The sequence below is a fragment of the Pseudomonas sp. SJZ074 genome (assembly GCF_007828215.1).
Classification (GTDB): Bacteria; Pseudomonadota; Gammaproteobacteria; order Pseudomonadales; family Pseudomonadaceae; genus Aquipseudomonas.
The window spans coordinates 1-23,311 of record NZ_VIUE01000022.1 but is presented as its reverse complement, the minus strand read 5'-3'; the positions used below and the strand labels follow the sequence as shown (position 1 = coordinate 23,311).

The following is a 23,311-nucleotide window of genomic DNA, read 5'->3' as shown; positions in this document are numbered from 1 at the left end:
ACTCGGGTGTTTAAGCACATTTGTCTGTGGCCCACATTCTGTTAGGCTTTGATTCTCTCACCTCTCTCTTCCTCCAGCGGGCCCTCAGGCCAACGCTGGTGTTGTCGTTTTCTCGGAGTTCTGCATGTTGTTAGCCATTTTCCTGTTGTCGGCTGCCGGTTTCACGGTGCTGACCACGGAATTCATCATTGTTGGCCTGCTGCCATCCGTCGCTCGCGACCTGCACGTCAGCATTCCCCAGGCCGGGTTGCTGGTGACGCTGTTCGCGTTTACGGTGGCGGCGTTCGGGCCATTCCTGACAGCCTGGTTTGCCCGTTTCGAACGGCGCAGACTGTTTATCAGCGTACTGCTGATGTTCGGCCTGGCCAACACATTGGCCGCCGTTGCCCCCGATATCTGGGTCATGGCCCTTGCCCGGTTGATCCCGGCCCTAGGCCTGCCGGTATTCTGGGCGCTGGCCAGCGAAACGGCGGTGGACATCGTCGGGCCGCAGCACGCCGGGCGGGCCATTGCCCGGATCGGCTTTGGCATTGTCTGCGCCACGGTATTCGGAATCCCGGTGGGAACGCTGGTTTCCGATGCGTTCGGTTGGCGCAGTGCTTTCGCGATCCTCGCCGTCATCGCCTTCGCCAAGGCGCTGTTGCTGTTCATCTACCTGCCGAAGACGAACCTGCACCTGCATCAAGTCAGCTTCCGCTCGCAGTTCAAGATCCTGCGCAGCCCGTTGATGCAAGGCCACGTGCTGTTGTCGATCCTGGTATTCAGCGGCATGTTCACCGCCTACACCTACCTGGCCGACATCCTCGAACGTCTCGCCGGGTTCGATGGCACGCTGGTGGGCTGGTGCCTGATGGGGTTCGGCGCAGTGGGGCTGGTGGGCAATTCCCTGGGTGGCCGAGCGGTGGACCGGCATCCGCTGATCGCGTCGATGGTGTTTTGCCTGTTCATGATCGGCGGCATGGTGGCGTTGGTGCCGAGCATTCATTCGAGCCTGTGGCTGGCCGCGGCGATGGCGATCTGGGGTGTGACCCAGGCCGCGCTGTTCCTGGTCAGTCATGTGCGACTGATGAAGGCCGCCCCAGAGGCGCCAGCCTTTGCCGCGTCGCTCAACATCGCTGGCGCCAACCTGGGGATTGGTTTGGGGGCGATGGTCGGCGGGCGGGTCATCGATACGCTGGGCCTGGGCAGCGTCGGTTTTGCGGCGGCCGGTTTCATCCTGCTATCGATCCTGCTGGCGTTGCTGCTGATGACCTTCAAGCCCCGACACGCGTCTAGTGGAACAACTCGCGACGTGCACCTTCGGCAATCGCGACGATGCCCGGGTGGCTGACCTTGCGCTCCACGGAGATGGCATAGAACGACTCGCTCACCGCGTCGGTCTGGCCGATCTCCTGCACACCATACTGGCGCTTCACTTCTTCGGCGATCACGCTCGGGCCGATGAAAATGCCGCTGCCTGACTGACCGAAGGCCTGCATCAACGCACTGTCATCGAATTCACCGACGATGCGCGGCTGGATCTGCTGCTCGGCGAACCAGCGTTGCAGGCGGCTGCGGACCACGGTTTCTGGACCGGGGATCAGCAGCGGGGCGTCCTGCAGGCCTCGGGGAAAATCCTGCCCGTAGCGTTCGGCCAATGCGGCGGTGGCGAAGAAGCTGATGCCGCATTCCCCCAATTTCTGGCTGTAGCCTTTGATGTCCAGGTGACTGGGCATCGGGCTGTCGGAAATCACCAGGTCCAGGCGCTGGATCGCCAGGTCCGCCAGCAGCCGTTCGAGTTTGTCCTCGCGACAGGTGACGCGCAGCGGTTCGCTCAGTTCCATGGTCGGCGCCAGTAGTCGATAAACGATGGATTTGGGTACTACATCCGCCACCCCCACCCGGAACAACGTCTGCTGTTCGTTGGGCTGGGCACGCAACATCAGCTCCAGTTCGCCTCCCAGTTGGAACATGTGCTCGGCGTAGGGCAGCGTCTGGCGACCGGCTTCGGTCAGCTCCAGTTGTCGTCCGACACGGCGGAACAATTTGATGTTGTACGTCTGCTCGAACAGGGAAATCTGCCCGCTGATGGTCTGTGGGGTCAGGTTCAACTGCTCGCACGCCCGCACGATGCTGCCTGTCTTGGCTACGACCCAGAAGTAATGCAGTTGCCGATAATTGAGCATGGTTCACTTGGTTTCGTAAAAATCGAAGTATAACCGCTGAAAATACGAATTTTCCTGAAGTATCGACGTCTCTAGAATCCCTGGCCATTGGTGAGCCATCTTCAGGTTCCGTCTTTTCACAGAGGCTTCTATTCATGACGTACAAATCCCTGGGTCTTGCAGCCCTTCTGGCGATGTCTTCAATGGCACTGGTGGGCTGTGAGCAGGCTGAGAAAAGTGCTGAACAACTGGCCCGGCAGTTGAAGGAACAAGCGGTCGACGCGGCCCGGAAAGCCATCGACGATACCCACAAGGCTGCCGAGCAGGCGCTGAACGACGCCACTGGCGGGTTGATCAGCCCCAAGAAAGAACCGAAGGAGGATGCTGACAAAGCCGAATCTTCCACCCAAGCCATCTAACTCCGTCACATCGAGCCAGGACTGACCCATGGATTATCTTCTACAACTCGCTGCCAGCCCCACTGCCTGGATCGCCCTGGCGACCCTGGTCGTCATGGAAATCGTGCTGGGCATCGATAACCTGATCTTCATTTCGATCCTGACCAACAAGCTGCCCGAACAGCATCGTGCCAAGGCGCGGCGGATCGGGATCGGCATGGCGCTGATCCTGCGCCTGGGCTTGTTGAGCACCATTGCGTTCATCGTGCAGTTGACGGAGCCGGTCATCGAAATTCTCGGCCAGGCGTTCTCCTGGAAGGACATGATCCTGATTGCCGGCGGTCTGTTCCTGCTGTGGAAGGCCACCACCGAGATCCATCACAGCATGGATCCTGCGCCAAACGATTCCAAGACGGCCACGTCAGGCGTGACCCTCGGGTTTGCCGCCGCTATCGGTCAGATCCTGATGCTCGACCTGGTGTTCTCCATCGACAGCATCATCACGGCCGTGGGCATGACCGAGCATTTACCGATCATGATCATCGCGGTGGTGGTGTCGGTACTGGTGATGCTGTTGGCGGCCGAGCCGCTGGCCCGCTTCATCAACAATAACCCGACGGTGGTCATGCTGGCGTTGGGCTTCCTGATCATGATCGGCATGACGCTGATCGCCGAAGGCTTCGGTGCCCATGTGCCCAAGGGCTACATCTACGCGGCGATGGCGTTCTCGGCTGCGATTGAGGTGTTGAACATGATGGCCCGTCGTGCCCGGCAAAAGGCGTTGGGCAACGAGGCCTGATTGCAGGCATGTAGAAGCCGCCCGGGTTCAGCCCGGGCGGCTTTTTTCTTTTTTTGAAGAAAGTAGCAATCAGTGCGCGGCGGCGTGGCGCCGGCTGGACTCTTTGGGCTTTTCCGTGCGCAATGGCGACGGATGATGGCGACGGGTAATCCGCAGCACGCCCCACAGCATGGCTGCCGCTACGCTCAGCCAGCCGAATACCAGCATCAGGATAGTCGTTGTCAGGCTCATGCGGGCCTCCCTCAGCCCCGGTCCGGGGCAAACGCTCTCAGTTCAATGGACAGTCTAGTCGTTCAAGTGTTGCAGGCAGTCGTTCGCGGGCATTGGCGGCGGAGCGGTTCGTTCTATCGCGGTAGCGAGACTGCTGTTTAAAGCTATACCCAAGCCAGTGGGCGCTTTATGATCGACGGCCCAAGCCTGGCCCGTTCATCGGGTACCTGAACTAGAGACTCATCATGTTGCCGGTCATTCCCTCTTTTCGATCACTGGTATTCGCGACGGCCTGCCTGGCGGCCCTGGCCGGTTGCGCGGGCAGTGTGTCGCCGCAGATCCAGCGCCTGCCCGAACGGGTGGAGCTCAACAGCGTGCCCTTCTATCGAGGCGATATGTATCAGGGCGCCCCGCAATCCCTGGCTGCCGTGTTGACTGCGCAAGGTACGGTGATTACCCCGGGGTTGCTGGAAAAACCATTGCACCTGCCAGGTGGTGAGGCCGGTTTGCAGCAGAATATGCAAACCCTGGCGCGAGAATACGGGTTGGTGGTATACCCCCTCGACAGTGAATTGTCCGCACTGTTGGAGCAGGTGGCCGCAGGCAATCCGGTGTTGCTGCGCTACACCGAAGGCACGGCACTATGGGGTGGGCCTCGGTACGGGATTCTGGCCGGCTATAACCGGCAGAAACGCACGGTCTTGCTGCGTTCGGGCATGAACCGGCGGCTGTTGATAAGCTTCAGTGGGTTCGAGTCGGCCTTCAAGGATGCCGGCGGCTGGGCGGTACTGCTCCAGCGGCCGACGCAGCTGCCAGCCAATGTCAACCCACAGCGCTGGTTGAAAGCGGCGGACGAGCTGGCCGGGGCAGGGCAGGAGCAGGCAGCGGCGCGCGCCACCAAGACCCTGGGTGCAGCGCACTGATGGTTTGCCCCGTTCGTCACCTGTCGGGCACGACCCGGCACGCCTGAAACTCTTATCGTCAGGGCCCGGACTGTCCGGGCCATGATTCGAGGAGGCAGGTATGGCACAGTCGAAAACACCCACGGGACCCCATTCTTCCGAGCATTCGTCCGCTGATGATGAACTGGGATTCGATCCGGATTCCCCGGATCTCGATGATCCGCAAGTCGATCCGATAGGGCCGGCCAAGGCCCCTCGTGACGAGCAAGACAAACGGGGCGAGCCCGAGGCCAAGGCCAAGGCCTATGATCCGCTCGGTGATCTGAAACACTGAAGCAGAAGAAGCAAGTCAGGGAATGTGCAGCGGACCATGGCGAGGGAGCAAGCTTCCTCGCCACATGCATGCTCTATGCGGGGCACTGTGACGCTTATTTCGAAGCTTCCACCACGGCGCTCTGGCGACTCTTGAGGTTCTTCGCCGCCTTGTACTGCATGGCCACTGCCGGAACGTTGGAGCTTTTGCCCGTTTCCACCCAGCTTCGAATCCGGCTGGCGTCAGCGAAATGGGTGTATTTGCCATAGGCATCGAGAATAACCAGGGCCATCGGGCGATTGCCCATCTTCGTCACCAGCACCAGACAGTGACCGGCCTGGTTGGTGAAACCGGTCTTGGTCAACTGGATATCCCAGTTGTCCTTGTGGATCAGGTGATCGGTGTTGCGAAAGCCCAGGCTGTAAACCGGCTTGCGGAAGGTGACGGTTTTCTCCTTGGTGGTGCTCAATTCGCTCAGCAGGGGGTATTTGCGAGCGGCGATCAGCAGCTTGGTCAGGTCCCTGGCGGTGGAAACGTTATGGATCGACAGACCCGTCGGCTCGACATAGTGGGTGCTGGTCATGCCCAATGCCTTGGCCTTGGCGTTCATGGCGGCGATGAAGGCTGCGTAACCGCCCGGGTAGTGATGCGCAAGGCTGGCGGCGGCGCGGTTTTCCGAGGACATCAGTGCAATCAGCAATACGTCGCGACGGGACAGTTCGCTATTGAGCTTGACCCGGGAAAACACCCCTTTCATTTCCGGAGTGTTGGCGATGGTGATGGAAATGTACTCGTTCAGGTCCTGCTTGGCGTCCAGCACAATCAACCCGGTCATCAGTTTGGTCACCGATGCGATGGGTACCACTACATCCGGATTGCTCGAATAAACCACTTTATCCGTCTGCAGATCCAACAACATCGCGCTGCCGGAAGCGACCTGCAATTTTGACGTGTCTCGTGGGGCGGCGATGGTTTCCTGCGCGTTGATGTTCTGCGTGATAAGCGCGCCTGAGAAAGCGATGAACAGGCTGAGAATCGAAAGACGGATTTTCACGCGAATAGACTCGATAGAATTGAGGAGGCCGTTCAGCAACGGTTTTGGAAAAAAGCGCTGCATTTTATGAGTATGGGCGACAACAGCGCTACGTGCCTGTACCGCTGGGCCTCGAGAATAAATAAAGTTTAATGAAAGAAGGGTGCAAACCAATGTGGGAGCGAGCCTGCCCGCGAAGTGGTGTACCAGTCAGCCATGAAATCGCTGACACGCCGCCTCGCGAGCAGGCTCGCTCCCACAGGGTTTCGCTTTTGCCGGGAAACTCAGCTATGCAGCGTCTCGGCCGCGTACAGCGTGTTTTCCAGCAGACAGGCCCGGGTCATCGGGCCCACGCCGCCAGGTACCGGTGTGATCCAGCCGGCGCGGGGCAGGGCGGTCTCGTAGACCACATCGCCCACCAGCTTGCCGTCATCCTGGCGATTGATGCCCACATCGATGACGATGGCGCCTTCCTTGATCCACTCGCCCTTGACCAGGCCTGGTTTGCCAGCGGCCACGACCACCAGGTCGGCGCGTCCCACATGGCTGGCCAGGTCCCGGGTGAAGCGGTGGGTCACGGTCACGGTGCAGCCGGCCAGCAGCAGCTCCATGGCCATTGGCCGGCCAACAATGTTGGATGCGCCCACCACGACGGCATCGAGGCCATAAAGGTCCACACCGGTGCTTTCCAGCAACGTTATGATGCCTTTGGGCGTGCAGGGACGCAGCAGCGGGATGCGCTGGGCCAGGCGACCGACATTATAAGGGTGGAAGCCGTCGACATCTTTATCCGGGCGGATGCGCTCCAGCAGTCTGGAGGCGTCCAGATGTTCAGGCAGGGGCAACTGGAGCAGGACGCCGTCGATGTTCGGATCATCGTTCAGGCGATCGATCAGATCGGCCAGCGCTTGCTGGGTGGTTTCGGAAGGCAGGTCGTAGGCCTGGGAAAGGAAACCGACCTCTTCACAGTCTTTACGCTTGTGCGAGACATAAACCTGAGAGGCGGGATCGCTGCCGACCAGGATCACCGCGAGACCGGGCGTGCGCAGACCTTGCTGGCGACGCTCGGTGACGCGTTGGGCGATCTGCTGGCGCAGGCTGGCGGCGATCGATTTGCCGTCGATAAGTTGTGCAGTCATTGCGCGTGGTTAACCATCGAGAGGGGAAAAAAAGAGAGCGCATTCTCGCATGCCGAGGCGTGAGGGCAAAGGCGCTTGGTCTGCAAATTCCTCTAACCCCTTTAATTAAATGAATTTTTTTTAAAAAAGAGTTGACGGCCTATCGGGCCGTCTATAACATTCGTCGCACTTGTCGGGCACAGCCTAGCACTGGTTAAGAAGGTGGAGTGGAGTTGGTTGTTTCAACTCGGCGAAACTGAAAGCACTTAGTTTGTAATCGTCAAAGAATACAGATTAAAAAGGCGCCCGTAGCTCAGCTGGATAGAGCATCCGCCTTCTAAGCGGATGGTCGCAGGTTCGAGTCCTGCCGGGTGCGCCATTAGGCAGCTTTGGCACAAGTAACGCAACATGGCAATATGGTGGGCGTAGCTCAGTTGGTAGAGCACGGGATTGTGACTCCCGTTGTCGTGGGTTCGATCCCCATCGTCCACCCCATATTCTAGAAAGGCGCCAGATCTAACAATCTGGCGCCTTTGCTTTAAAAGCTTGATACGCGGATGTGGTGGAATTGGTAGACACACTGGATTTAGGTTCCAGCGCCGAAAGGTGTGAGAGTTCGAGTCTCTCCGTCCGCACCATACAAGTCGCTATTTGAATAGCAGAAAACGGCGCAGTACCTGAAGAGGGCTGCGCCGTTTTTGTTTTCGGCATTCAGGTGGTTTGTTGCCGGTCTGTTTCGCGGCAGGTTTTGGCGATGGGTTGTTGCGATTGTGTTTCGCGATGATGCGCGGTATGCCCGTCGGTCTCCTGGCGGAACTCGAGTGCCGGGGAGGTGCAGGTTCACGCTTCTATATATAGAAGCGTTGGTGCAGAGCCTCTGGAATGATCGGCTGTATTTGCAATCCGGGCGAGGCATGACCGTTTGCCTTGCCCCCAATGCCGGCGCCTGTTTTCCAGCCATTTTCAGTAGGGTGACTTCTTGGGTTTGACCTACTAGAATGCATGCCCTTGATTCTGGGGTCGGAAAATGCCCGGCCAACGTCTGTGCAACGAGGAATATCCATGCAAGTTTCTGTTGAAAATACTACTGCTCTTGAGCGCCGCATGAGCATCACCGTGCCGGCTGAGCGCATCGAGACTCAGGTCAACAAGCGTCTGCAGCAGACTGCCCAAAAGGCCAAAATCCCAGGTTTCCGTCCAGGCAAGGTGCCAATGAGCGTGATCCGTCAGCGTTACGAAGCTGATGCGCGCCAGGAAGCCGTGGGCGACGTGATCCAGTCTTCGTTCTACGAAGCCGTGGTCGAGCAGAAACTGAACCCGGCCGGCGCGCCATCGGTCGAGCCTAAAGTGCTGGAAAAAGGCAAGGACCTGGAATTCGTTGCCACTTTCGAAGTGTTCCCCGAGTTCACCGTTGCCGGTTTCGAGTCGATTGCCGTCGAGCGCCTGAGCGCTGACGTGTCGGATGCCGACCTGGACAAGATGCTGGACATCCTGCGCAAGCAGAACACCCGTTTCGAAGTGGCCGATCGCGCAGCCCAGAACGAAGATCAGCTGAACATCGATTTCGTCGGCAAGGTCGACGGTGAAGTATTCGCTGGCGGTTCCGCCAAGGCCACCCAACTGGTGCTGGGCTCCGGTCGCATGATCCCGGGCTTCGAAGATGGCCTGGTCGGCGCGAAAGCCGGCGAAGAACGCGTGCTGAACGTGACCTTCCCAGAGGACTATCAGAACCTGGACCTGGCTGGCAAAGCCGCCGAGTTCACCGTGACCGTAAACAGTGTTTCCGAGCCTAAGCTGCCTGAGCTGAACGAAGAGTTCTTCGCTCAGTTCGGCATCAAGGAAACCGGTCTGGAAGGTTTCCGCGCCGAAGTTCGCAAGAACATGGAGCGTGAGCTGCGTCAGGCCATCAAGTCCAAGGTCAAGAACCAGGTCATGGACGGTCTGCTCGCTTCGAACCCGATCGAAGTGCCGAAGGCCCTGCTGGAGAACGAAGTGAACCGTCTGCGCGTGCAGGCTGTTCAGCAGTTCGGCGGCAACATCAAGCCTGATCAACTGCCGGCCGAGCTGTTCGAAGAGCAAGCCAAGCGTCGTGTCGTACTGGGCCTGATCGTTGCAGAAGTGGTCAAGCAATACGAACTCAAGCCTGACGAAGCCCGCGTTCGCGAGCTGATCCAGGAAATGGCGTCGGCTTATCAGGAACCTGAGCAAGTCGTGTCCTGGTACTACAAGAATGACCAGCAACTGAACGAAGTCCGTTCGGTTGTGCTCGAAGAACAAGTTGTGGATACTGTTCTGCAGAAAGCTAGCGTGACCGATAAAGCGGTCTCTTACGAAGAAGCGGTCAAGCCGGTGGAAGCTCCACAAGCCGATTGATTGCTCTGCGGTAAGAAATACACACCATAAGCCAGCCTTCGTGCTGGCTTATGCGTATTCAAGACATAACTATTTGGGAGTGACTGCGAGACATGTCCCGCAATTCTTTTTATCAGCAGAGCTCTGACATCCAGGCCGCAGGCGGCCTGGTCCCGATGGTTATCGAGCAGTCCGCCCGTGGCGAACGTGCCTATGACATCTATTCGCGTCTGCTCAAGGAGCGTGTCATCTTCCTGATCGGGCCCGTTGAAGACTACATGGCCAACCTGGTTGCGGCGCAACTGCTCTTCCTTGAAGCGGAAAACCCGGACAAGGATATCCATCTTTATATCAACTCCCCCGGCGGTTCGGTGACTGCAGGCATGTCGATCTACGACACCATGCAATTCATCAAGCCGGATGTTTCCACCATCTGCATCGGCCAGGCCTGCAGCATGGGCGCCTTCCTGCTCGCCGGCGGCGCAGCGGGCAAGCGCCATTGCCTGCCTAATTCGCGCATGATGATTCACCAGCCATTGGGCGGTTTCCAGGGCCAGGCGTCGGACATCGACATCCATGCCAAGGAAATCCTCCATATTCGTTCGCGTTTGAACTCGCTGTTGGCTCATCACACCGGTCAAAGCCTCGAAACCATTGAGCGAGACACCGAGCGTGACAACTTCATGAGCGCCGAGCGTGCGGCCGAATATGGCCTGATCGACTCCGTGATCAACAAGCGTCAAATGCCTGCCTGAGCCATTCAAAATGCAGGTGGTTGGGATGACCGGCCGCCTGCGGGCTTGAAAAAGCCCGCAATTGCCTTCATCTTGTGTTGCAAGCCTATCGGATTTGGATCGATCGAATGACTGACACCCGCAACGGCGAGGACAACGGCAAACTGCTTTATTGCTCTTTCTGTGGCAAAAGCCAACATGAAGTACGCAAATTGATTGCCGGCCCCTCGGTCTTCATTTGCGACGAGTGCGTCGACCTGTGCAATGACATCATCCGCGAGGAGGTGCAGGAAGCCCAGGCCGAAAGCAGCGCGCATAAGTTGCCTTCGCCTAAAGAAATCAGCGGCATCCTTGACCAGTATGTAATTGGTCAGGAGCGTGCGAAAAAGGTATTGGCCGTAGCGGTTTACAACCACTACAAGCGCCTCAACCAACGTGACAAGAAGAATGACGACGTCGAACTCGGCAAGAGCAACATTCTGCTGATCGGCCCGACAGGCTCGGGTAAGACCCTGCTTGCCGAAACATTGGCCCGTTTGCTGAACGTTCCGTTCACCATCGCCGACGCAACCACCCTTACCGAGGCGGGTTACGTAGGGGAGGATGTCGAGAACATTATTCAGAAGTTGTTGCAGAAGTGCGACTACGATGTGGAAAAGGCCCAGATGGGCATTGTCTACATCGATGAAATCGACAAGATTTCCCGCAAGTCCGACAACCCGTCCATCACCCGGGATGTATCCGGTGAGGGCGTGCAGCAGGCCTTGCTCAAGTTGATCGAAGGCACGGTCGCTTCCGTTCCGCCCCAGGGTGGTCGCAAGCATCCGCAGCAGGAATTCCTGCAGGTCGACACTCGCAACATCCTGTTTATCTGCGGTGGTGCGTTCTCCGGTCTGGAGAAGGTCATCCAGAACCGTTCCACGCGCGGCGGCATCGGCTTCAATGCCGAAGTGCGCAGCAAGGAAGAGGGCAAGAAGGTCGGTGAGTCCCTGCGTGAAGTCGAGCCTGACGATTTGGTCAAGTTTGGTCTGATCCCGGAATTCGTTGGTCGTCTGCCGGTCCTGGCGACGCTGGACGAGCTGGATGAGGCTGCGTTGATGCAGATTCTGACCGAGCCGAAGAACGCCCTGACCAAGCAGTATGCCAAGCTGTTCGAAATGGAAGGCGTAGACCTGGAGTTCCGTTCCGACGCGCTGAAGTCGGTGGCCAAGCGAGCCCTGGAGCGCAAGACCGGTGCCCGTGGGTTGCGCTCGATTCTCGAAGGCGTATTGCTCGACACGATGTACGAAATCCCCTCGCAGTCCGAGGTGAGCAAAGTCGTGATCGACGAAAGTGTCATAGAAGGCAAGTCCAAGCCGCTGTATATCTACGAAAACAGCGAGCCGGCTGCCAAGGCTGCACCGGACGCCTGATCGTCCTGCTGCCGGAACAAAGGAGGGGCCTTCGGGCCCCTTTGCTTTTATGTGGCGAGGGGATAAATCCCCCTCGCCACATAAAGTTGTACATGACTTTTATTTCTTTTAACCGTCTGGCATTTGCCTTAGCGCTTGTTTTTTTTCAAGGCTGCCCCCATCTTGGTTTCAAGCTTACTTCCATCTGTTTCCGGCCTTGTGGCCGCCGTTGAGGCGAAATCATGAAGACAACCATCGAATTGCCTCTCTTGCCATTGCGCGATGTCGTGGTATATCCGCACATGGTTATCCCGCTGTTCGTGGGGCGCGAGAAGTCCATCGAAGCCCTCGAGGCCGCGATGACGGGTGACAAGCAGATTCTGCTGGTGGCCCAGAGAAATCCTGCTGACGATGATCCTGGTGAGGACGCACTTTATCGCGTAGGCACCATTGCAACGGTCCTGCAATTGCTCAAGCTGCCCGACGGCACCGTCAAGGTCCTGGTCGAAGGCGAGCAGCGCGGGGCGGTCGAGCGTTTCAGCGAAGTGAACGGTCATTGCCGCGCTGAAGTGTCACTGATCGACGAAGCCGACGTACCCGAGCGTGAGTCCGAGGTGTTCGTCCGCAGCCTGTTGTCCCAGTTCGAGCAGTACGTACAGTTGGGCAAGAAAGTGCCAGCTGAGGTGCTGTCGTCGCTGAACAGCATCGATGAGCCCGGCCGGCTGGTCGATACGATGGCCGCCCATATGGCGCTCAAGATCGAACAGAAGCAGGAAATCCTCGAGATCATCGATCTGTCCGCCCGTGTCGAACACGTGCTGGCATTGCTCGACGGCGAGATCGATCTGCTGCAGGTCGAGAAGCGCATTCGTGGTCGCGTCAAGAAACAAATGGAGCGTAGCCAGCGCGAGTACTACCTGAATGAGCAGATGAAGGCCATTCAGAAAGAGCTGGGGGACGGTGACGAAGGCCATAACGAAATCGAAGAGCTGAAAAAGCGCATCGATGCCGCTGGCTTGCCCAAGGATGCCCTCGCCAAAGCCCAGGCCGAGTTGAACAAGCTCAAGCAGATGTCGCCGATGTCCGCTGAAGCCACCGTGGTGCGCTCCTACATCGACTGGCTGGTGCAGGTGCCGTGGAAGGCTCAGAGCAAGGTGCGCTTGGACCTGGCCCGTGCCGAGGACATCCTCGACGCCGATCACTACGGTCTGGAGGAGGTCAAGGAACGTATCCTTGAATACCTCGCCGTGCAAAAGCGCGTGAAGAAAATCCGTGGCCCGGTGTTGTGCCTGGTTGGTCCTCCCGGGGTCGGTAAAACCTCCCTTGCGGAGTCGATCGCCCACGCCACCAATCGCAAGTTCGTGCGAATGGCCCTCGGCGGCGTGCGCGACGAAGCGGAAATCCGTGGTCATCGTCGTACCTACATCGGTTCGATGCCAGGAAGATTGATTCAAAAGATGACAAAGGTCGGCGTGCGCAATCCGCTGTTCCTTCTGGACGAAATCGACAAGATGGGCAGCGATATGCGCGGCGATCCCGCTTCCGCATTGCTCGAAGTGCTCGATCCGGAGCAGAACCACAACTTCAACGATCATTATCTGGAAGTCGACTACGATTTGTCGGATGTGATGTTCCTGTGCACCTCCAACTCCATGAACATTCCGCCGGCGTTGCTGGATCGCATGGAGGTGATCCGTCTGCCGGGCTACACGGAGGACGAGAAGATCAACATCGCCGTCAAATACCTTTCGCCGAAGCAGATCCAGGCCAACGGCCTGAAGAAAGGCGAGCTGGAATTCGACGAGGAAGCGATTCGCGACATCATCCGTTACTACACCCGCGAAGCCGGTGTGCGGGGCCTGGAGCGGCAGATTGCCAAGGTCTGCCGCAAGGCGGTCAAGGAGCACGCGCTGGAAAAGCGCTTTGCAGTCAAGGTGACTTCAGACCTGCTGGAGCACTTTCTGGGCGTGCGTAAATTCCGCTATGGCCTGGCCGAGCAGCAGGATCAGATCGGTCAGGTGACCGGCCTGGCGTGGACTCAGGTCGGTGGTGAGTTGCTGACCATTGAAGCCGCCGTGGTACCGGGCAAAGGCCAGTTGATCAAGACCGGTTCCCTGGGCGATGTGATGGTCGAATCGATCACCGCAGCGCAGACGGTCGTTCGCAGCCGCGCCCGGAGCCTGGGCATTCCCCTGGACTTCCATGAGAAGCGTGACACGCATATCCACATGCCCGAGGGCGCTACGCCCAAAGACGGCCCCAGCGCCGGCGTAGGCATGTGCACGGCCCTGGTATCGGCATTGACCGGCATTCCGGTGCGTGCCGACGTTGCCATGACCGGTGAAATCACCCTGCGTGGACAGGTACTGGCCATTGGCGGGCTGAAAGAAAAACTGCTGGCAGCACACCGCGGCGGGATCAAGATCGTGATCATTCCAGAAGAGAATGTGCGCGATCTGAAAGAAATTCCTGACAATATCAAGCAGGATCTTCAGATCAAACCGGTTAAATGGATTGACGAGGTCCTGCAAATTGCGCTGCAATACGCGCCGGAGCCCTTGCCGGATGTGGCTCCGGAGATTGTCGCGAAAGATGAGAAGCGAGAGTCTGACTCTAAGGAAAGAATTAGCACGCATTAATACGCATTTGCCTGGGGGGCTTCCTTGACAGTTTTTTAGAGCCCTTGTTATAAAGCGGCTCTTAAGTGTCTGTAGGCCATTCAGCACTCGTTTTTGCTTTCACCAAAAAAACTTAGAATCATCTCAAATAGATATAAGGGGACTTAGAGTGAACAAGTCGGAATTGATTGATGCTGTCGCTGCATCCGCTGATATCCCGAAAGCTGCTGCTGGCCGCGCGCTGGACGCTGTAATCGAATCCATCACTGGTGCTCTCAAGGCTGGCGACTCCGTTGTTCTGGTTGGTTTCGGTACCTTCGCCGTTACCGATCGTCCAGCTCGTACCGGTCGTAACCCACAGACTGGCCAGGCTCTGCAGATCGCTGCTGCCAAGAAGCCAGGCTTCAAGGCCGGTAAAGCACTGAAAGACGCCGTTAACTAAGTTTCATTGAGTTTATCCGGGTCGGGGTCATGCCTGGCTTGGCAGCGGAGCGGTAGCGGGGATCGGTTCCAACCGGTCTGTCGTACCAGGGCTCGCGGGTTCGAGCCCGGTCCGCTCCGCCAGTTACGAGAAGGCGCATCTTCGGATGCGCCTTTCTTCTATCCGGATTCTACCCACGCTCCACGGTTGCCTAATTTGAAGTTCAACCGTTTCTGGGGGACGCATGCTGCAGAATATCAGGGACAATTCACAAGGCTGGATTGCCAAGACCATCATCGGGGTCATCGTCGCATTGATGGCGTTGACCGGTTTCGATGCCATTTTCAAAGCCACCACCCACAGCAATGACGCGGCCAAGGTCAACGGCGAGAACATCAGCCAGAACGAGCTGAGCCAGGCGGTCGACATGCAACGCCGTCAGCTCATGCAACAGCTGGGCAAGGACTTCGACGCCTCTCTGCTTGACGAAAAGATGCTCCGCGATTCGGCGCTCAAGGGCCTGATCTACCGCAAGTTGCTGCTGCAAGGCGCGCACGATGCGAAGTTCGCTTTTTCCGAAGCCGCGTTGGATCAGGTGATCCTGCAAACGCCTGAGTTCCAGGTGGATGGCAAATTCAGCCCGGAACGTTTCGACCAGGTGATTCGCCAGCTGGGTTACACCCGCCTGCAGTTCCGCCAGATGCTGGCCCAGGAAATGCTGATCGGCCAGTTGCGCGCTGGTCTCGCTGGAAGCGGTTTCGTGACCGATGCCCAGGTGCTGGCGTTCGCCCGTCTGGAAAAACAGACCCGTGATTTCGCCACCCTGACCCTCAAGGCCGATCCGTCGGCGGTGAAGCTGACCGATGACGAGGTCAAGGCCTACTACGACAAGCACGCCAAGGAATTCATGAGCCCCGATCAGGTGGTGATCGATTACCTGGAACTGAAGAAAGCCGCTTTCTTCGATCAGGTCAGTGTCAAGGATGAAGACCTGCAAGCGGCGTATCAGAAAGAAATCGCCAACCTCTCCGAACAGCGTCGGGCGGCCCATATCCTGATCGAAGTGAACGACAAGATCAGCGAAGCCCAGGCCAAGGCGAAGATCGAGGAAATCCAGGCGCGCCTGGCCAAAGGCGAATCGTTTGAGGCTCTGGCGAAGGAGTTTTCCCAGGACCCGGGTTCGGCGAACAATGGCGGTGACCTCGGCTATGCTGATCCCGGCGTCTACGATCCGGCGTTCGAAAAGGCGCTGTATGCGCTGAGCAAGGATCAGGTTTCGGCACCGGTGCGCACCGATTTCGGTTTTCACCTGATCAAGCTGCTGGGTGTCGAAGCGCCTGAAGTACCAACCTTTGCCAGCCTCAAGGACAAGCTGACCCGCGAGCTGAAAGCTCAACAAGTGGAGCAGCGTTTCGTTGAGGCGACCAAGCAATTGGAAGATGCTTCGTTCGAAGCTTCCGATCTGGCGCAGCCAGCCCAGGACTTGAAATTGACCGTCCACACGTCGGCGCCGTTCGGCCGCGAAGGTGGAGAAGGGATCGCGGCCAACCGTGCTGTGGTCACTGCTGCGTTCAGTCCGGAAGTGCTGGATGAAGGTGCCAACAGTACTGCCATCGAGCTGGATCCGGAAACCGTCGTGGTGCTGCGTGCCAAGGAGCATCGCAAACCCGAGCAACTGCCGCTGGAAAGCGTGGAAGCAGCCATCCGTACCCAGCTGGCCAAGGAACATGCCAGCGAGGCCGCCAAGACCCGGGCGGACGAGTTGATCGCCAGCTTGCGCGAAGGCAAAACGCCGCTGGCCAAGGCTGTCGACGGTCAAAGCTGGAAGGTTGTCGAGGCGGCGACTCGCAGTCAGGAAGGTATCGACCCGGCGGTGCTGCAGGCCTTGTTCCGCATGCCCAAACCCGAGTCCAAGGACAAGCCGACGTTTACCAGCGTGACCTTGTCCGACGGCAATCTGATGCTGGTGCAACTGCGTGGCGTGAACGAAGCCGCGGCACCGACCGACGCGGAGAAAGCTGAATATCGCCGCTATCTCGCGTCCCGTGTTGGCCAGCAGGACTTTGCGGCTTATCGCAAGCAGTTGGAAAGCGAGGCGGACATCAAGCGTTACTGATGCCTTGATGGCTTGCTGATAAAGACCTCGGCCGAAAAGCCGGGGTCTTTTTGTAAGTGCCTGTTGCCAAATGACAGGATGTTCATCGGTCCACTGGATTTACGTCTTTTTCCCGCAAACATCCCCCAGTAGACTTGTAACCCCTTTGAGACATGAATACCCACGCTGCCGATGGGCGTTCTGTTGCACAATACGCCCCCGGACCGTTTTCCTCAGGATGTTCAATGTTCAGATCATTTCACATGCGCACTGTCGGATTGGCACTGATACTGGTCGCCGCAGCCGGTTGCTCGTCGAAGAAAGCCGCTATTTACGAGCATGAGAACTTCGATGACTCCGGTACGTTCTCCCGTACTTATCCGGTGAGCGACACGGTGACCTGCGAAGCGGGGCGCCGGGCCTTGCTCAGCCAGGGCTATATCATTACCAGCAGCGATCCGAAGCTGGTCAGTGGTCATAAGAGCTTCCAGCAGACCGGTGATACCCACATGGAGATCAGCTTCAACCTGGTCTGTGCTGAAGACGGCGGTACTGGACATCATGCGACCATGTTCGCCAACGCGTTGCAGGACCGTTACGCGCTGAAGAAAGTCAACAATTCCGCCAGCCTGGGTGTGGGTGTGTTGGGGTCGGTGTCAATGCCGATCGGGTCGTCGGATGATTCGATGGTCAAGGTGGCCAGCGAAACCGTCTCGGCGACCAAATTCTACGAGCGCTTCTTTGCCTTGGTGGAGATGTTCCTGCCTGCTGAAGCGAAGAAAGGCGCACCGGCTGCCGAAAAGCCGAATACTGAGCTGGGGGTTCCGGAGCCCAAGGCCGAACCGGCTGCGTTGACACCGGCTCCGGCGCCCGTTGCGCCGGCAGAGCCAGCGGCCCCAGCCCCAGCTGAGGTCGCACCTGCAGCGTCCGAGCCTGTCGCACCGCCGCCGGAACCTGCGCCGATTGCACCCAGCGAGCCCGCGCCCTACGTAAGCCCTGAATCGACGCAGGAAGTGGTCACGCCGCCCCCTCCCAGTGATCTGCCACCGCCGACCGAGGCGATTCAGCCGCTTCCTTCATCCTGAGAGACATGGCAAGGCAGTCATTCCTTGTCACACCTGTATAGGTTGATTTCCCATCGCTGTGCTACGTTTGAAACATGAAGCCTTTGCTTCATGTTTTGTTCATAAAGCAGCTTTATTCTGACACCAAGGCCATCAGGCATCGGTCAACGACATGGGAAGGATTCAAAATGGATGATTATCAGGAAGAGCTGCTGGAATATCAGGCCTACGAGCTGGATCCGCTGGAGCCTGCCGAGGATGCGACGGAGTTATAAGAGCAGCCGCAAGCGGCAGGCTTGAATTTCAATTCGCCCTCTGGCTGCGACGAAACTCCCCCGGCGTCTGGCCATTCCAGCGTTTGAAAGCGCGCTGGAATGCCTCGGCCGAGGCGAAGCCCAACAGGTAGGCGATTTCGCCGAACGCGAGTTCGGTATCTCGGATGTAGGTCATGGCCAGGTCGCGGCGCGTGTCATTGAGGATCGCGCGAAATTGCGTGCCTTCCTCTGCCAGTTTTCGGCGCAGTGTCCAGGTCGGCAGCTTCAGGCGCGCCGCCACTTCCTCCAGGTCGGGTTCCCGGCCACCGTTGAGCAACGGCCCCAGCAGTTGAATGATGCGTTCGCGCAGGCTGCGGGTGCGGGTGAGTTGTTCCAGTTCCCGTTCACACAGTTGAACCAAGTGCCGCCAGGTGCTGGGGCAATGCTGTGGGTTGCGCCGGGCGAGGGCTTCCAGGCCCAGGCGCAGCTGATTCTGGTCGGCACCGAACAGGATCGGGCAATCACCAAGCGTACGGTAGGCGTCCAGGTAAGCCGGTGCCTCGAATTCGATCTCGATGCGCTCGGCTCGTAACGGGGTGTCGCTTACGCTGGACAACTGCTGGAGCCAGCCGGCGACGATCGAGTCCACCACGAAGCGGTTATAGGCGTTATAGGGGCTGATGGAGTAGAACCGCAGCCAGGCACCCCGGGCATCCTCGTGGAAACTCGATTGGCCACGATAGTTGGAGCCATACAACGGTTCGAAGCGGATCAGGCAGCGTGCCGCTTCGCGTACCGTCGGGGCCTGGGCCGCAGTGACGCCAGCGAGGCCGGCCTGGCTCAAGCGGCTGAGCTGGCCCATGCGCAGGCCCAGGGCGGCATCCTGGGTTTGTTGGATCGCAGCGTGACCGAGGCGCATATAGCGTGGAATCGATAATCGCGCCCCGGGCTCGGCCAGGCGTGCGGCGTCGAGGCCGTACTGTTCGAGCAGGGGATGGGGATCCTGGCCATGGCTGGCTACCGCATCGGCCAGGCTGTGGACGAAGCCCACGGACAGGTCGCCCAGGCGCATCGGCTTCATGCTCACAACCACAGGTTCAGCAGGCGGGCGCCACGGGCATCGCCGTCGGGGAAATGCTGGCCGTCGTGGCTGATGAAACTCTGGCCGGCGCTGCCGTTGTCCCAGAACTGGCCGCGCAGGAACACGCTCACACCGCCCTTGGCCTGGCTGATGGGCAACTGACTGGTCAACGTCAGGCGGTGCCAGGCCTGGCCTTCACTCATTTCACCGGGCTTGAGGCTCACTTCGCTGGGCGTGGACAGGCCTTTATAGCCGTTCCAAGGTTTGTTCCAGCTGTCACGTCCACTGACAAAGGCGGGCACCGCGATCAGTTGCACGCCCTGATCGTTGAGTTGTCGATAATAGCGCGGATACCAACTGTCGCTGCCGATCAGCACGCCCAGGCGTCCAGCGGGGGTATCGACGACGCGGAGCGCGTCCTGGCGGTCGGCTTCCAATACATCCCGTTGCTCGAACACCGGATGCTGTTGACGCTGGGGCTGCCCGAGCGGTCGACCGTCGCGGCCAAACACCAGGCTGCTGTTATACAGCGCGCCGCGGCCGATCTTCAGTTCACCTTCGCTGACGCTGGGCTCGGGCAATACGATGGAGCCGGCCACCAGGGTCACGCCGAACTCCCGGGCCAACCCACCGAACATGGCCTGGTAATCGCGGGCCATGCTGTCGGCTTTCATGCGCAGGTAGGCGTCGTCCAGGCGGTTGTCGCCTTGGGCACTGATCAACCCCCGGATGAATGCCAGCGGGTTGCTGATCGCCAGCCAGTTCATGGCGTCCTTCAATGTGCCGGCCTGATACAGCTCGTCCTTTTCTCCGCTGATCATCAACCAGGTGCCGATGTGTTCGGGCAGGACCACGACGGTCTTGTCGCTGAGCAAGCCCAGCTCGCGAGCGGTCTGCAGATAGGCCGCGAGTTTGCGGCGCAAGTGCCCGGGGTTCTGGTAGTCGGTGGGGAACAGCTCAGGCTGGATGCCCAGCAAGTTGCCTCGATCGGCGCGAACGCCCTGGTCGACTGCCAGGTCGATGCGCAGGTCCGAGAGGTAGTGCCCCGTCGGGCGATCCGCCGTCCACAGCGCATAGCTCGTCAGGGCGGCGATCAGGGCCAGTGAAAACAGCAGGTACAGAAGTTTACGCATGGAGAGCAGTCAGCGGCCGTGTACGGTTCTTACGGGGCAGGGTACGGTAAAACCTGGAATTAGCAAAAGAGAAGTCCTTGTGTGGGAACCAGCCTGCTCGCGATCGCGGCTGACACATCGCCATCGCGAGCAGGCTGGCTCCCACATTGGGCAATGGACAGGTTTGACACTCAGTGATTCTTGGCCTTTCTGATCCGCAGCATGATCAACAACATGATCAGCAGCACCGGTGGCGCCATCCCCAGCAATGCTTCGCGCGCCGATAGGTCCGCACCCAGCGTATGCAGTCCGCTATAGACCAGCTTGAACAGGTTGATCAGGTAGTAGGTGATGGCAATGATCGACAGCCCTTCCACCGCCCGCTGAATCTTGACCTGTGCATCGGCCCGGGCATTGAGACTGCGTAGAATCTCCGCGTTCTGGTCTTCCATTTCCACTTGTACCCGCGCCTGGAGCAGGTCGCTCAGGTTGGCAATGCTCATGGCCAGTTGTTCCAGGCGCTGCTCGGTCGCTGCGCAATAGCGCACGGTCGGCTTGAAGCGTCGCTCGATAAACACGCCCAGCCTCTGGCAGTCGCCCAAATGGCTTTCACGCAACTCGGCCAGGCGCTCGAAGACCAATTGTGCGTAAGCCCGGGTAGCGCTGAAACGGTGGCGACTTTTCACCGAGCTGCCGACGATCCGGCGAGACAGTTGCGCGATGTCCTCCAGCAAGGCCTTGGCGTGCACGCCGCTGGCGTTGGCGTTGCGTTCGGAGAGTGTCACCAGGCTGCGGTCGAACTCGTTCAGTTGCGGGTCCAGCGCCTTGGCGACGCTGAGAGACAAGGACCCATTCAACTGGGAGTCACCTGGGTGCGCTCCTCCATTGGTACTGGATCGCTGCACATTTGGATCAATAAGTTGTCAGTTTCGGTCATTGAGCGCGCTTGTCCCGGCTTTTAGGCTGTGGGCATGACTGATGGACGCCGCAGAGCTTCCGCACTTTTCGTGTTCGCCCGTTGTGGAGTTACCGATGACCGCCCCTCACTACCCGCATCTGCTGGCCCCGTTGGACCTGGGTTTTACCACACTGCGCAACCGTACCCTGATGGGGTCGATGCACACGGGGCTTGAGGAAAAGCCCGGTGGTTTCGAACGCATGGCGGCGTATTTTGCCGAACGTGCCCGTGGTGGCGTAGGCCTGATGGTAACCGGCGGGATCGCGCCAAACGACGAGGGCGGCGTGTATTCCGGCGCCGCCAAGCTGACCACCGAAGAAGAAGCGCTCAAGCACCGGATCGTCACCCGGGCCGTACATGAGGCCGGTGGCAAGCTCTGCATGCAGATCCTTCACGCCGGACGCTACGCCTACAGCCCCAAGCAAGTGGCGCCGAGCGCGATCCAGGCGCCGATCAATCCGTTCAAGCCCAAGGAACTCGACGAGGAAGGGATCGAGAAACAGATCAGCGATTTCGTCACCTGCTCGAGGCTGGCCCAGCAAGCTGAATACGATGGCGTCGAGATCATGGGCTCGGAAGGGTATTTCATTAACCAGTTCCTGGCGGCTCACACCAACCACCGTACCGACCGTTGGGGCGGCAGCTACGAAAACCGCATGCGCCTGCCGGTGGAAATCGTGCGTCGGGTGCGCGAGGCGGTAGGGCCCAACTTCATCATCATTTTTCGCCTGTCGATGCTCGACCTGGTGGAGGGCGGCAGCTCCTGGGAAGAAATCGTCCAGTTGGCCAAGGCGATCGAGCAGGCAGGCGCGACGATTATCAACACCGGTATCGGCTGGCACGAGGCACGCATTCCCACCATCGCCACCAAGGTTCCCCGGGCGGCGTTCAGCAAGGTCACGGCCAAGCTGCGCGGTTCGGTGAGTATTCCTCTGATCACCACCAACCGCATCAACACGCCGGAAGTGGCCGAACAGATCCTCGCCGAAGGTGACGCCGACATGGTGTCCATGGCACGGCCGTTCCTGGCGGATCCGGATTTCGTCAACAAGGCTGCCGCTGGCCGGGCGGATGAAATCAATACCTGTATCGGTTGCAACCAGGCCTGCCTCGATCACACCTTCGGCGGCAAGCTGACCAGTTGCCTGGTGAACCCGCGGGCCTGCCATGAAACCGAACTCAACTACCTGCCGGTCACCCAGGTGAAGAAAATTGCCGTGGTCGGCGCCGGACCCGCCGGGTTGTCCGCGGCCACGGTGGCGGCCGAGCGTGGGCATCAGGTGACGCTGTTCGATTCGGCCAGCGAGATCGGCGGCCAGTTCAATGTCGCCAAGCGCGTGCCGGGCAAGGAAGAATTCTTCGAGACCCTGCGTTACTTCAAGCGCAAGCTGCAGACCACCCATGTCGAGTTGTGTCTCGACACCCGTGTGGATGTGGAGCAATTGGTGGCAGGCGGTTATGACGAGATCATTCTCGCCACGGGCATCGCGCCGCGGGTGCCGGCGATTCCCGGTGTGGAGCACGCCAAGGTGCTGAGCTACCTGGACGTGATTCTGCAGCGCAAGCCGGTGGGCCGCAACGTGGCGGTGATCGGCGCCGGTGGTATCGGCTTTGATGTGTCGGAGTTCCTGGTGCACCAGGGCGTCGCCACCAGTCAGGACCGCGAGGCGTTCTGGAAGGAGTGGGGGATCGACACCCAGCTCCAGGCACGCGGCGGCGTGGCCGGGATCAAGGCCGAGCCCCATGCGCCGGCGCGGCAGGTGTTCCTGTTGCAGCGCAAGACTTCCAAGGTCGGTGACGGCCTGGGCAAGACCACCGGCTGGATCCACCGCACGGGGCTGAAGAACAAGCAGGTACAGATGCTCAACAGTGTCGAGTACCTGAAGATCGACGACGAAGGCCTGCACATCCGTATCGGCGACAGCGGCGAGCCGCAGGTGCTTGCAGTGGACAACGTCGTGATCTGTGCCGGCCAGGATCCGCTGCGTGAATTGCAGGAGGGCCTGGAAGCGGCGGGTCAGACTGTTCATCTCATCGGCGGCGCCGACGTAGCGGCGGAATTGGACGCCAAGCGGGCCATCAATCAGGGGTCGCGGTTGGCGGCGCAGTTGTAATTCTTCCCCAGGATTACCGCAAATCCCCTGTGGGAGCGAGCCTGCTCGCGATAGCGTCGGTCCAGTCACTAGAGAGGTTGGATGAGCCGCCGTCATCGCAAGCAGGCTGAACTGGCTTAATGATCCCGGACACCTCTTAAGGGCGATATGATTCGCCCCATCAGGAGGATCCATGCAAGAGCGAAAGACCTACACCCGCG

General features: G+C 59.2%; 20 protein-coding genes, 3 tRNA genes and 1 pseudogene. 17 read left to right on the top strand and 7 right to left on the bottom strand.

Going from position 1 to position 23,311, the window contains the following annotated elements; genetic code table 11:
• The first annotated feature begins 124 nt into the window (after nucleotides 1–124).
• Nucleotides 125–1,330, top strand: a complete 1,206-nt coding sequence (locus tag FBX99_RS20540) for an MFS transporter (protein WP_144923901.1) — start codon at nucleotides 125–127, stop codon at nucleotides 1,328–1,330.
• On the opposite strand, the gene nhaR is transcribed toward FBX99_RS20540, so the two are convergent.
• Nucleotides 1,272–2,165: a transcriptional activator NhaR gene (gene nhaR, locus FBX99_RS20535; protein WP_144923899.1), complete on the bottom strand. Its 894-nt coding sequence runs from the start codon at nucleotides 2,163–2,165 to the stop codon at nucleotides 1,272–1,274. The two genes, FBX99_RS20540 and nhaR, sit on opposite strands and share 59 nt — an antisense overlap.
• A 134-nt stretch (nucleotides 2,166–2,299) precedes the next feature.
• Here nhaR and FBX99_RS20530 point away from each other — a divergent pair, with 134 nt between their 5' ends.
• Together FBX99_RS20530 and FBX99_RS20525 are read left to right on the top strand one after the other, a co-directional pair.
• Nucleotides 2,300–2,563, top strand: coding sequence for a hypothetical protein (locus FBX99_RS20530; RefSeq protein WP_144923896.1), 264 nt, complete (start codon nucleotides 2,300–2,302; stop codon nucleotides 2,561–2,563).
• 28 nt (nucleotides 2,564–2,591) lie between these two features.
• Nucleotides 2,592–3,341 carry a TerC family protein gene (locus FBX99_RS20525; RefSeq protein WP_145132678.1) on the top strand — a complete coding sequence of 250 codons (750 nt, stop codon included), beginning with the start codon at nucleotides 2,592–2,594 and terminating at the stop codon, nucleotides 3,339–3,341.
• 69 nt (nucleotides 3,342–3,410) lie between these two features.
• Here FBX99_RS20525 and FBX99_RS28945 read toward each other — a convergent pair whose 3' ends face one another.
• Complete coding sequence (locus FBX99_RS28945) at nucleotides 3,411–3,572, bottom strand: hypothetical protein (RefSeq protein ID WP_178112014.1); 162 nt, start codon at nucleotides 3,570–3,572, stop codon at nucleotides 3,411–3,413.
• Nucleotides 3,573–3,796: 224 nt separating this feature from the next.
• Between FBX99_RS28945 and FBX99_RS20520 the strand changes: the two genes are divergently transcribed.
• Nucleotides 3,797–4,474, top strand: a complete 678-nt coding sequence (locus FBX99_RS20520) for a peptidase C39 family protein (protein WP_144923893.1) — start codon at nucleotides 3,797–3,799, stop codon at nucleotides 4,472–4,474.
• A 100-nt stretch (nucleotides 4,475–4,574) separates the two neighbouring features.
• Complete coding sequence (locus tag FBX99_RS20515) at nucleotides 4,575–4,787, top strand: DUF6021 family protein (RefSeq protein WP_144923889.1); 213 nt, start codon at nucleotides 4,575–4,577, stop codon at nucleotides 4,785–4,787.
• 94 nt (nucleotides 4,788–4,881) lie between these two features.
• Here FBX99_RS20515 and pbpG read toward each other — a convergent pair whose 3' ends face one another.
• Entirely contained in the window at nucleotides 4,882–5,820 is a 939-nt protein-coding gene (gene pbpG, locus FBX99_RS20510) for a D-alanyl-D-alanine endopeptidase (RefSeq protein ID WP_144923886.1), read from the bottom strand.
• A gap of 263 nt (nucleotides 5,821–6,083) precedes the next feature.
• A complete protein-coding gene (gene folD, locus FBX99_RS20505; RefSeq protein WP_047703758.1) occupies nucleotides 6,084–6,938 on the bottom strand; it encodes a bifunctional methylenetetrahydrofolate dehydrogenase/methenyltetrahydrofolate cyclohydrolase FolD in 855 nt (284 codons plus the stop codon).
• A gap of 281 nt (nucleotides 6,939–7,219) precedes the next feature.
• On the opposite strand from folD, the gene FBX99_RS20500 reads away from it, so the two are divergent.
• The 11 genes from FBX99_RS20500 (at nucleotide 7,220) to FBX99_RS20450 (ending at nucleotide 17,867) form a co-directional block, all read left to right on the top strand.
• A tRNA-Arg gene (locus FBX99_RS20500) sits at nucleotides 7,220–7,296 on the top strand.
• Between the two features lie 40 nt (nucleotides 7,297–7,336).
• Nucleotides 7,337–7,412, top strand: a tRNA-His gene (locus FBX99_RS20495).
• 58 nt (nucleotides 7,413–7,470) lie between these two features.
• Nucleotides 7,471–7,555, top strand: a tRNA-Leu gene (locus FBX99_RS20490).
• A 424-nt stretch (nucleotides 7,556–7,979) separates the two neighbouring features.
• Complete coding sequence (tig, locus tag FBX99_RS20485) at nucleotides 7,980–9,290, top strand: trigger factor (RefSeq protein WP_041021204.1); 1,311 nt, start codon at nucleotides 7,980–7,982, stop codon at nucleotides 9,288–9,290.
• Between the two features lie 92 nt (nucleotides 9,291–9,382).
• Entirely contained in the window at nucleotides 9,383–10,024 is a 642-nt protein-coding gene (gene clpP / locus FBX99_RS20480; RefSeq protein ID WP_003183177.1) for an ATP-dependent Clp endopeptidase proteolytic subunit ClpP, read from the top strand.
• Between the two features lie 107 nt (nucleotides 10,025–10,131).
• Nucleotides 10,132–11,415, top strand: coding sequence for an ATP-dependent Clp protease ATP-binding subunit ClpX (gene clpX, locus FBX99_RS20475; RefSeq protein ID WP_003183176.1), 1,284 nt, complete (start codon nucleotides 10,132–10,134; stop codon nucleotides 11,413–11,415).
• Between the two features lie 221 nt (nucleotides 11,416–11,636).
• Nucleotides 11,637–14,033, top strand: a complete 2,397-nt coding sequence (lon, locus tag FBX99_RS20470) for an endopeptidase La (protein ID WP_139641705.1) — start codon at nucleotides 11,637–11,639, stop codon at nucleotides 14,031–14,033.
• A gap of 148 nt (nucleotides 14,034–14,181) precedes the next feature.
• Nucleotides 14,182–14,454 carry an HU family DNA-binding protein gene (locus FBX99_RS20465; RefSeq protein ID WP_047703756.1) on the top strand — a complete coding sequence of 91 codons (273 nt, stop codon included), beginning with the start codon at nucleotides 14,182–14,184 and terminating at the stop codon, nucleotides 14,452–14,454.
• A 223-nt stretch (nucleotides 14,455–14,677) separates the two neighbouring features.
• Entirely contained in the window at nucleotides 14,678–16,549 is a 1,872-nt protein-coding gene (locus FBX99_RS20460; protein WP_145132676.1) for a SurA N-terminal domain-containing protein, read from the top strand.
• A 224-nt stretch (nucleotides 16,550–16,773) separates the two neighbouring features.
• The gene (locus FBX99_RS20455; protein WP_144923880.1) at nucleotides 16,774–17,613 is read left to right on the top strand and encodes a DUF2242 domain-containing protein; all 840 of its coding nucleotides are present in this window, start codon (nucleotides 16,774–16,776) and stop codon (nucleotides 17,611–17,613) included.
• Nucleotides 17,614–17,687: 74 nt separating this feature from the next.
• A complete protein-coding gene (locus FBX99_RS20450) occupies nucleotides 17,688–17,867 on the top strand; it encodes a hypothetical protein (RefSeq protein ID WP_144923877.1) in 180 nt (59 codons plus the stop codon).
• A 28-nt stretch (nucleotides 17,868–17,895) separates the two neighbouring features.
• On the opposite strand, the gene FBX99_RS20445 is transcribed toward FBX99_RS20450, so the two are convergent.
• The 3 genes and pseudogenes from FBX99_RS20445 to FBX99_RS20435 form a co-directional block, all read right to left on the bottom strand.
• Nucleotides 17,896–18,918: an AraC family transcriptional regulator gene (locus tag FBX99_RS20445; protein ID WP_371921393.1), complete on the bottom strand. Its 1,023-nt coding sequence runs from the start codon at nucleotides 18,916–18,918 to the stop codon at nucleotides 17,896–17,898.
• 11 nt (nucleotides 18,919–18,929) lie between these two features.
• Nucleotides 18,930–20,060: a carbon-nitrogen hydrolase family protein gene (locus tag FBX99_RS20440; protein WP_144923870.1), complete on the bottom strand. Its 1,131-nt coding sequence runs from the start codon at nucleotides 20,058–20,060 to the stop codon at nucleotides 18,930–18,932.
• 170 nt (nucleotides 20,061–20,230) lie between these two features.
• Nucleotides 20,231–20,887 (bottom strand): annotated as a pseudogene (locus tag FBX99_RS20435) (DUF3422 family protein); the annotation flags it as partial.
• 184 nt (nucleotides 20,888–21,071) lie between these two features.
• Between FBX99_RS20435 and FBX99_RS20430 the strand changes: the two are divergent.
• The gene (locus FBX99_RS20430) at nucleotides 21,072–23,111 is read left to right on the top strand and encodes an FAD-dependent oxidoreductase (protein WP_145132674.1); all 2,040 of its coding nucleotides are present in this window, start codon (nucleotides 21,072–21,074) and stop codon (nucleotides 23,109–23,111) included.
• Nucleotides 23,112–23,311: the final 200 nt, after the last annotated feature.

What these genes read in the sequence shown, in the direction of transcription:
- FBX99_RS20540 (WP_144923901.1), top strand. Translation starts at nt 125, where the DNA reads ATGTTGTTAGCCATTTTCCTGTTGTCGGCTGCCGGTTTCACGGTGCTG.
- nhaR (WP_144923899.1), bottom strand. Translation starts at nt 2,165, where the DNA reads ATGCTCAATTATCGGCAACTGCATTACTTCTGGGTCGTAGCCAAGACA.
- FBX99_RS20530 (WP_144923896.1), top strand. Translation starts at nt 2,300, where the DNA reads ATGACGTACAAATCCCTGGGTCTTGCAGCCCTTCTGGCGATGTCTTCA.
- FBX99_RS20525 (WP_145132678.1), top strand. Translation starts at nt 2,592, where the DNA reads ATGGATTATCTTCTACAACTCGCTGCCAGCCCCACTGCCTGGATCGCC.
- FBX99_RS28945 (WP_178112014.1), bottom strand. Translation starts at nt 3,572, where the DNA reads ATGAGCCTGACAACGACTATCCTGATGCTGGTATTCGGCTGGCTGAGC.
- FBX99_RS20520 (WP_144923893.1), top strand. Translation starts at nt 3,797, where the DNA reads ATGTTGCCGGTCATTCCCTCTTTTCGATCACTGGTATTCGCGACGGCC.
- FBX99_RS20515 (WP_144923889.1), top strand. Translation starts at nt 4,575, where the DNA reads ATGGCACAGTCGAAAACACCCACGGGACCCCATTCTTCCGAGCATTCG.
- folD (WP_047703758.1), bottom strand. Translation starts at nt 6,938, where the DNA reads ATGACTGCACAACTTATCGACGGCAAATCGATCGCCGCCAGCCTGCGC.
- tig (WP_041021204.1), top strand. Translation starts at nt 7,980, where the DNA reads ATGCAAGTTTCTGTTGAAAATACTACTGCTCTTGAGCGCCGCATGAGC.
- clpP (WP_003183177.1), top strand. Translation starts at nt 9,383, where the DNA reads ATGTCCCGCAATTCTTTTTATCAGCAGAGCTCTGACATCCAGGCCGCA.
- clpX (WP_003183176.1), top strand. Translation starts at nt 10,132, where the DNA reads ATGACTGACACCCGCAACGGCGAGGACAACGGCAAACTGCTTTATTGC.
- lon (WP_139641705.1), top strand. Translation starts at nt 11,637, where the DNA reads ATGAAGACAACCATCGAATTGCCTCTCTTGCCATTGCGCGATGTCGTG.
- FBX99_RS20460 (WP_145132676.1), top strand. Translation starts at nt 14,678, where the DNA reads ATGCTGCAGAATATCAGGGACAATTCACAAGGCTGGATTGCCAAGACC.
- FBX99_RS20455 (WP_144923880.1), top strand. Translation starts at nt 16,774, where the DNA reads ATGTTCAGATCATTTCACATGCGCACTGTCGGATTGGCACTGATACTG.
- FBX99_RS20450 (WP_144923877.1), top strand. Translation starts at nt 17,688, where the DNA reads ATGAAGCCTTTGCTTCATGTTTTGTTCATAAAGCAGCTTTATTCTGAC.
- FBX99_RS20445 (WP_371921393.1), bottom strand. Translation starts at nt 18,918, where the DNA reads ATGCGCCTGGGCGACCTGTCCGTGGGCTTCGTCCACAGCCTGGCCGAT.
- FBX99_RS20440 (WP_144923870.1), bottom strand. Translation starts at nt 20,060, where the DNA reads ATGCGTAAACTTCTGTACCTGCTGTTTTCACTGGCCCTGATCGCCGCC.
- FBX99_RS20430 (WP_145132674.1), top strand. Translation starts at nt 21,072, where the DNA reads ATGACCGCCCCTCACTACCCGCATCTGCTGGCCCCGTTGGACCTGGGT.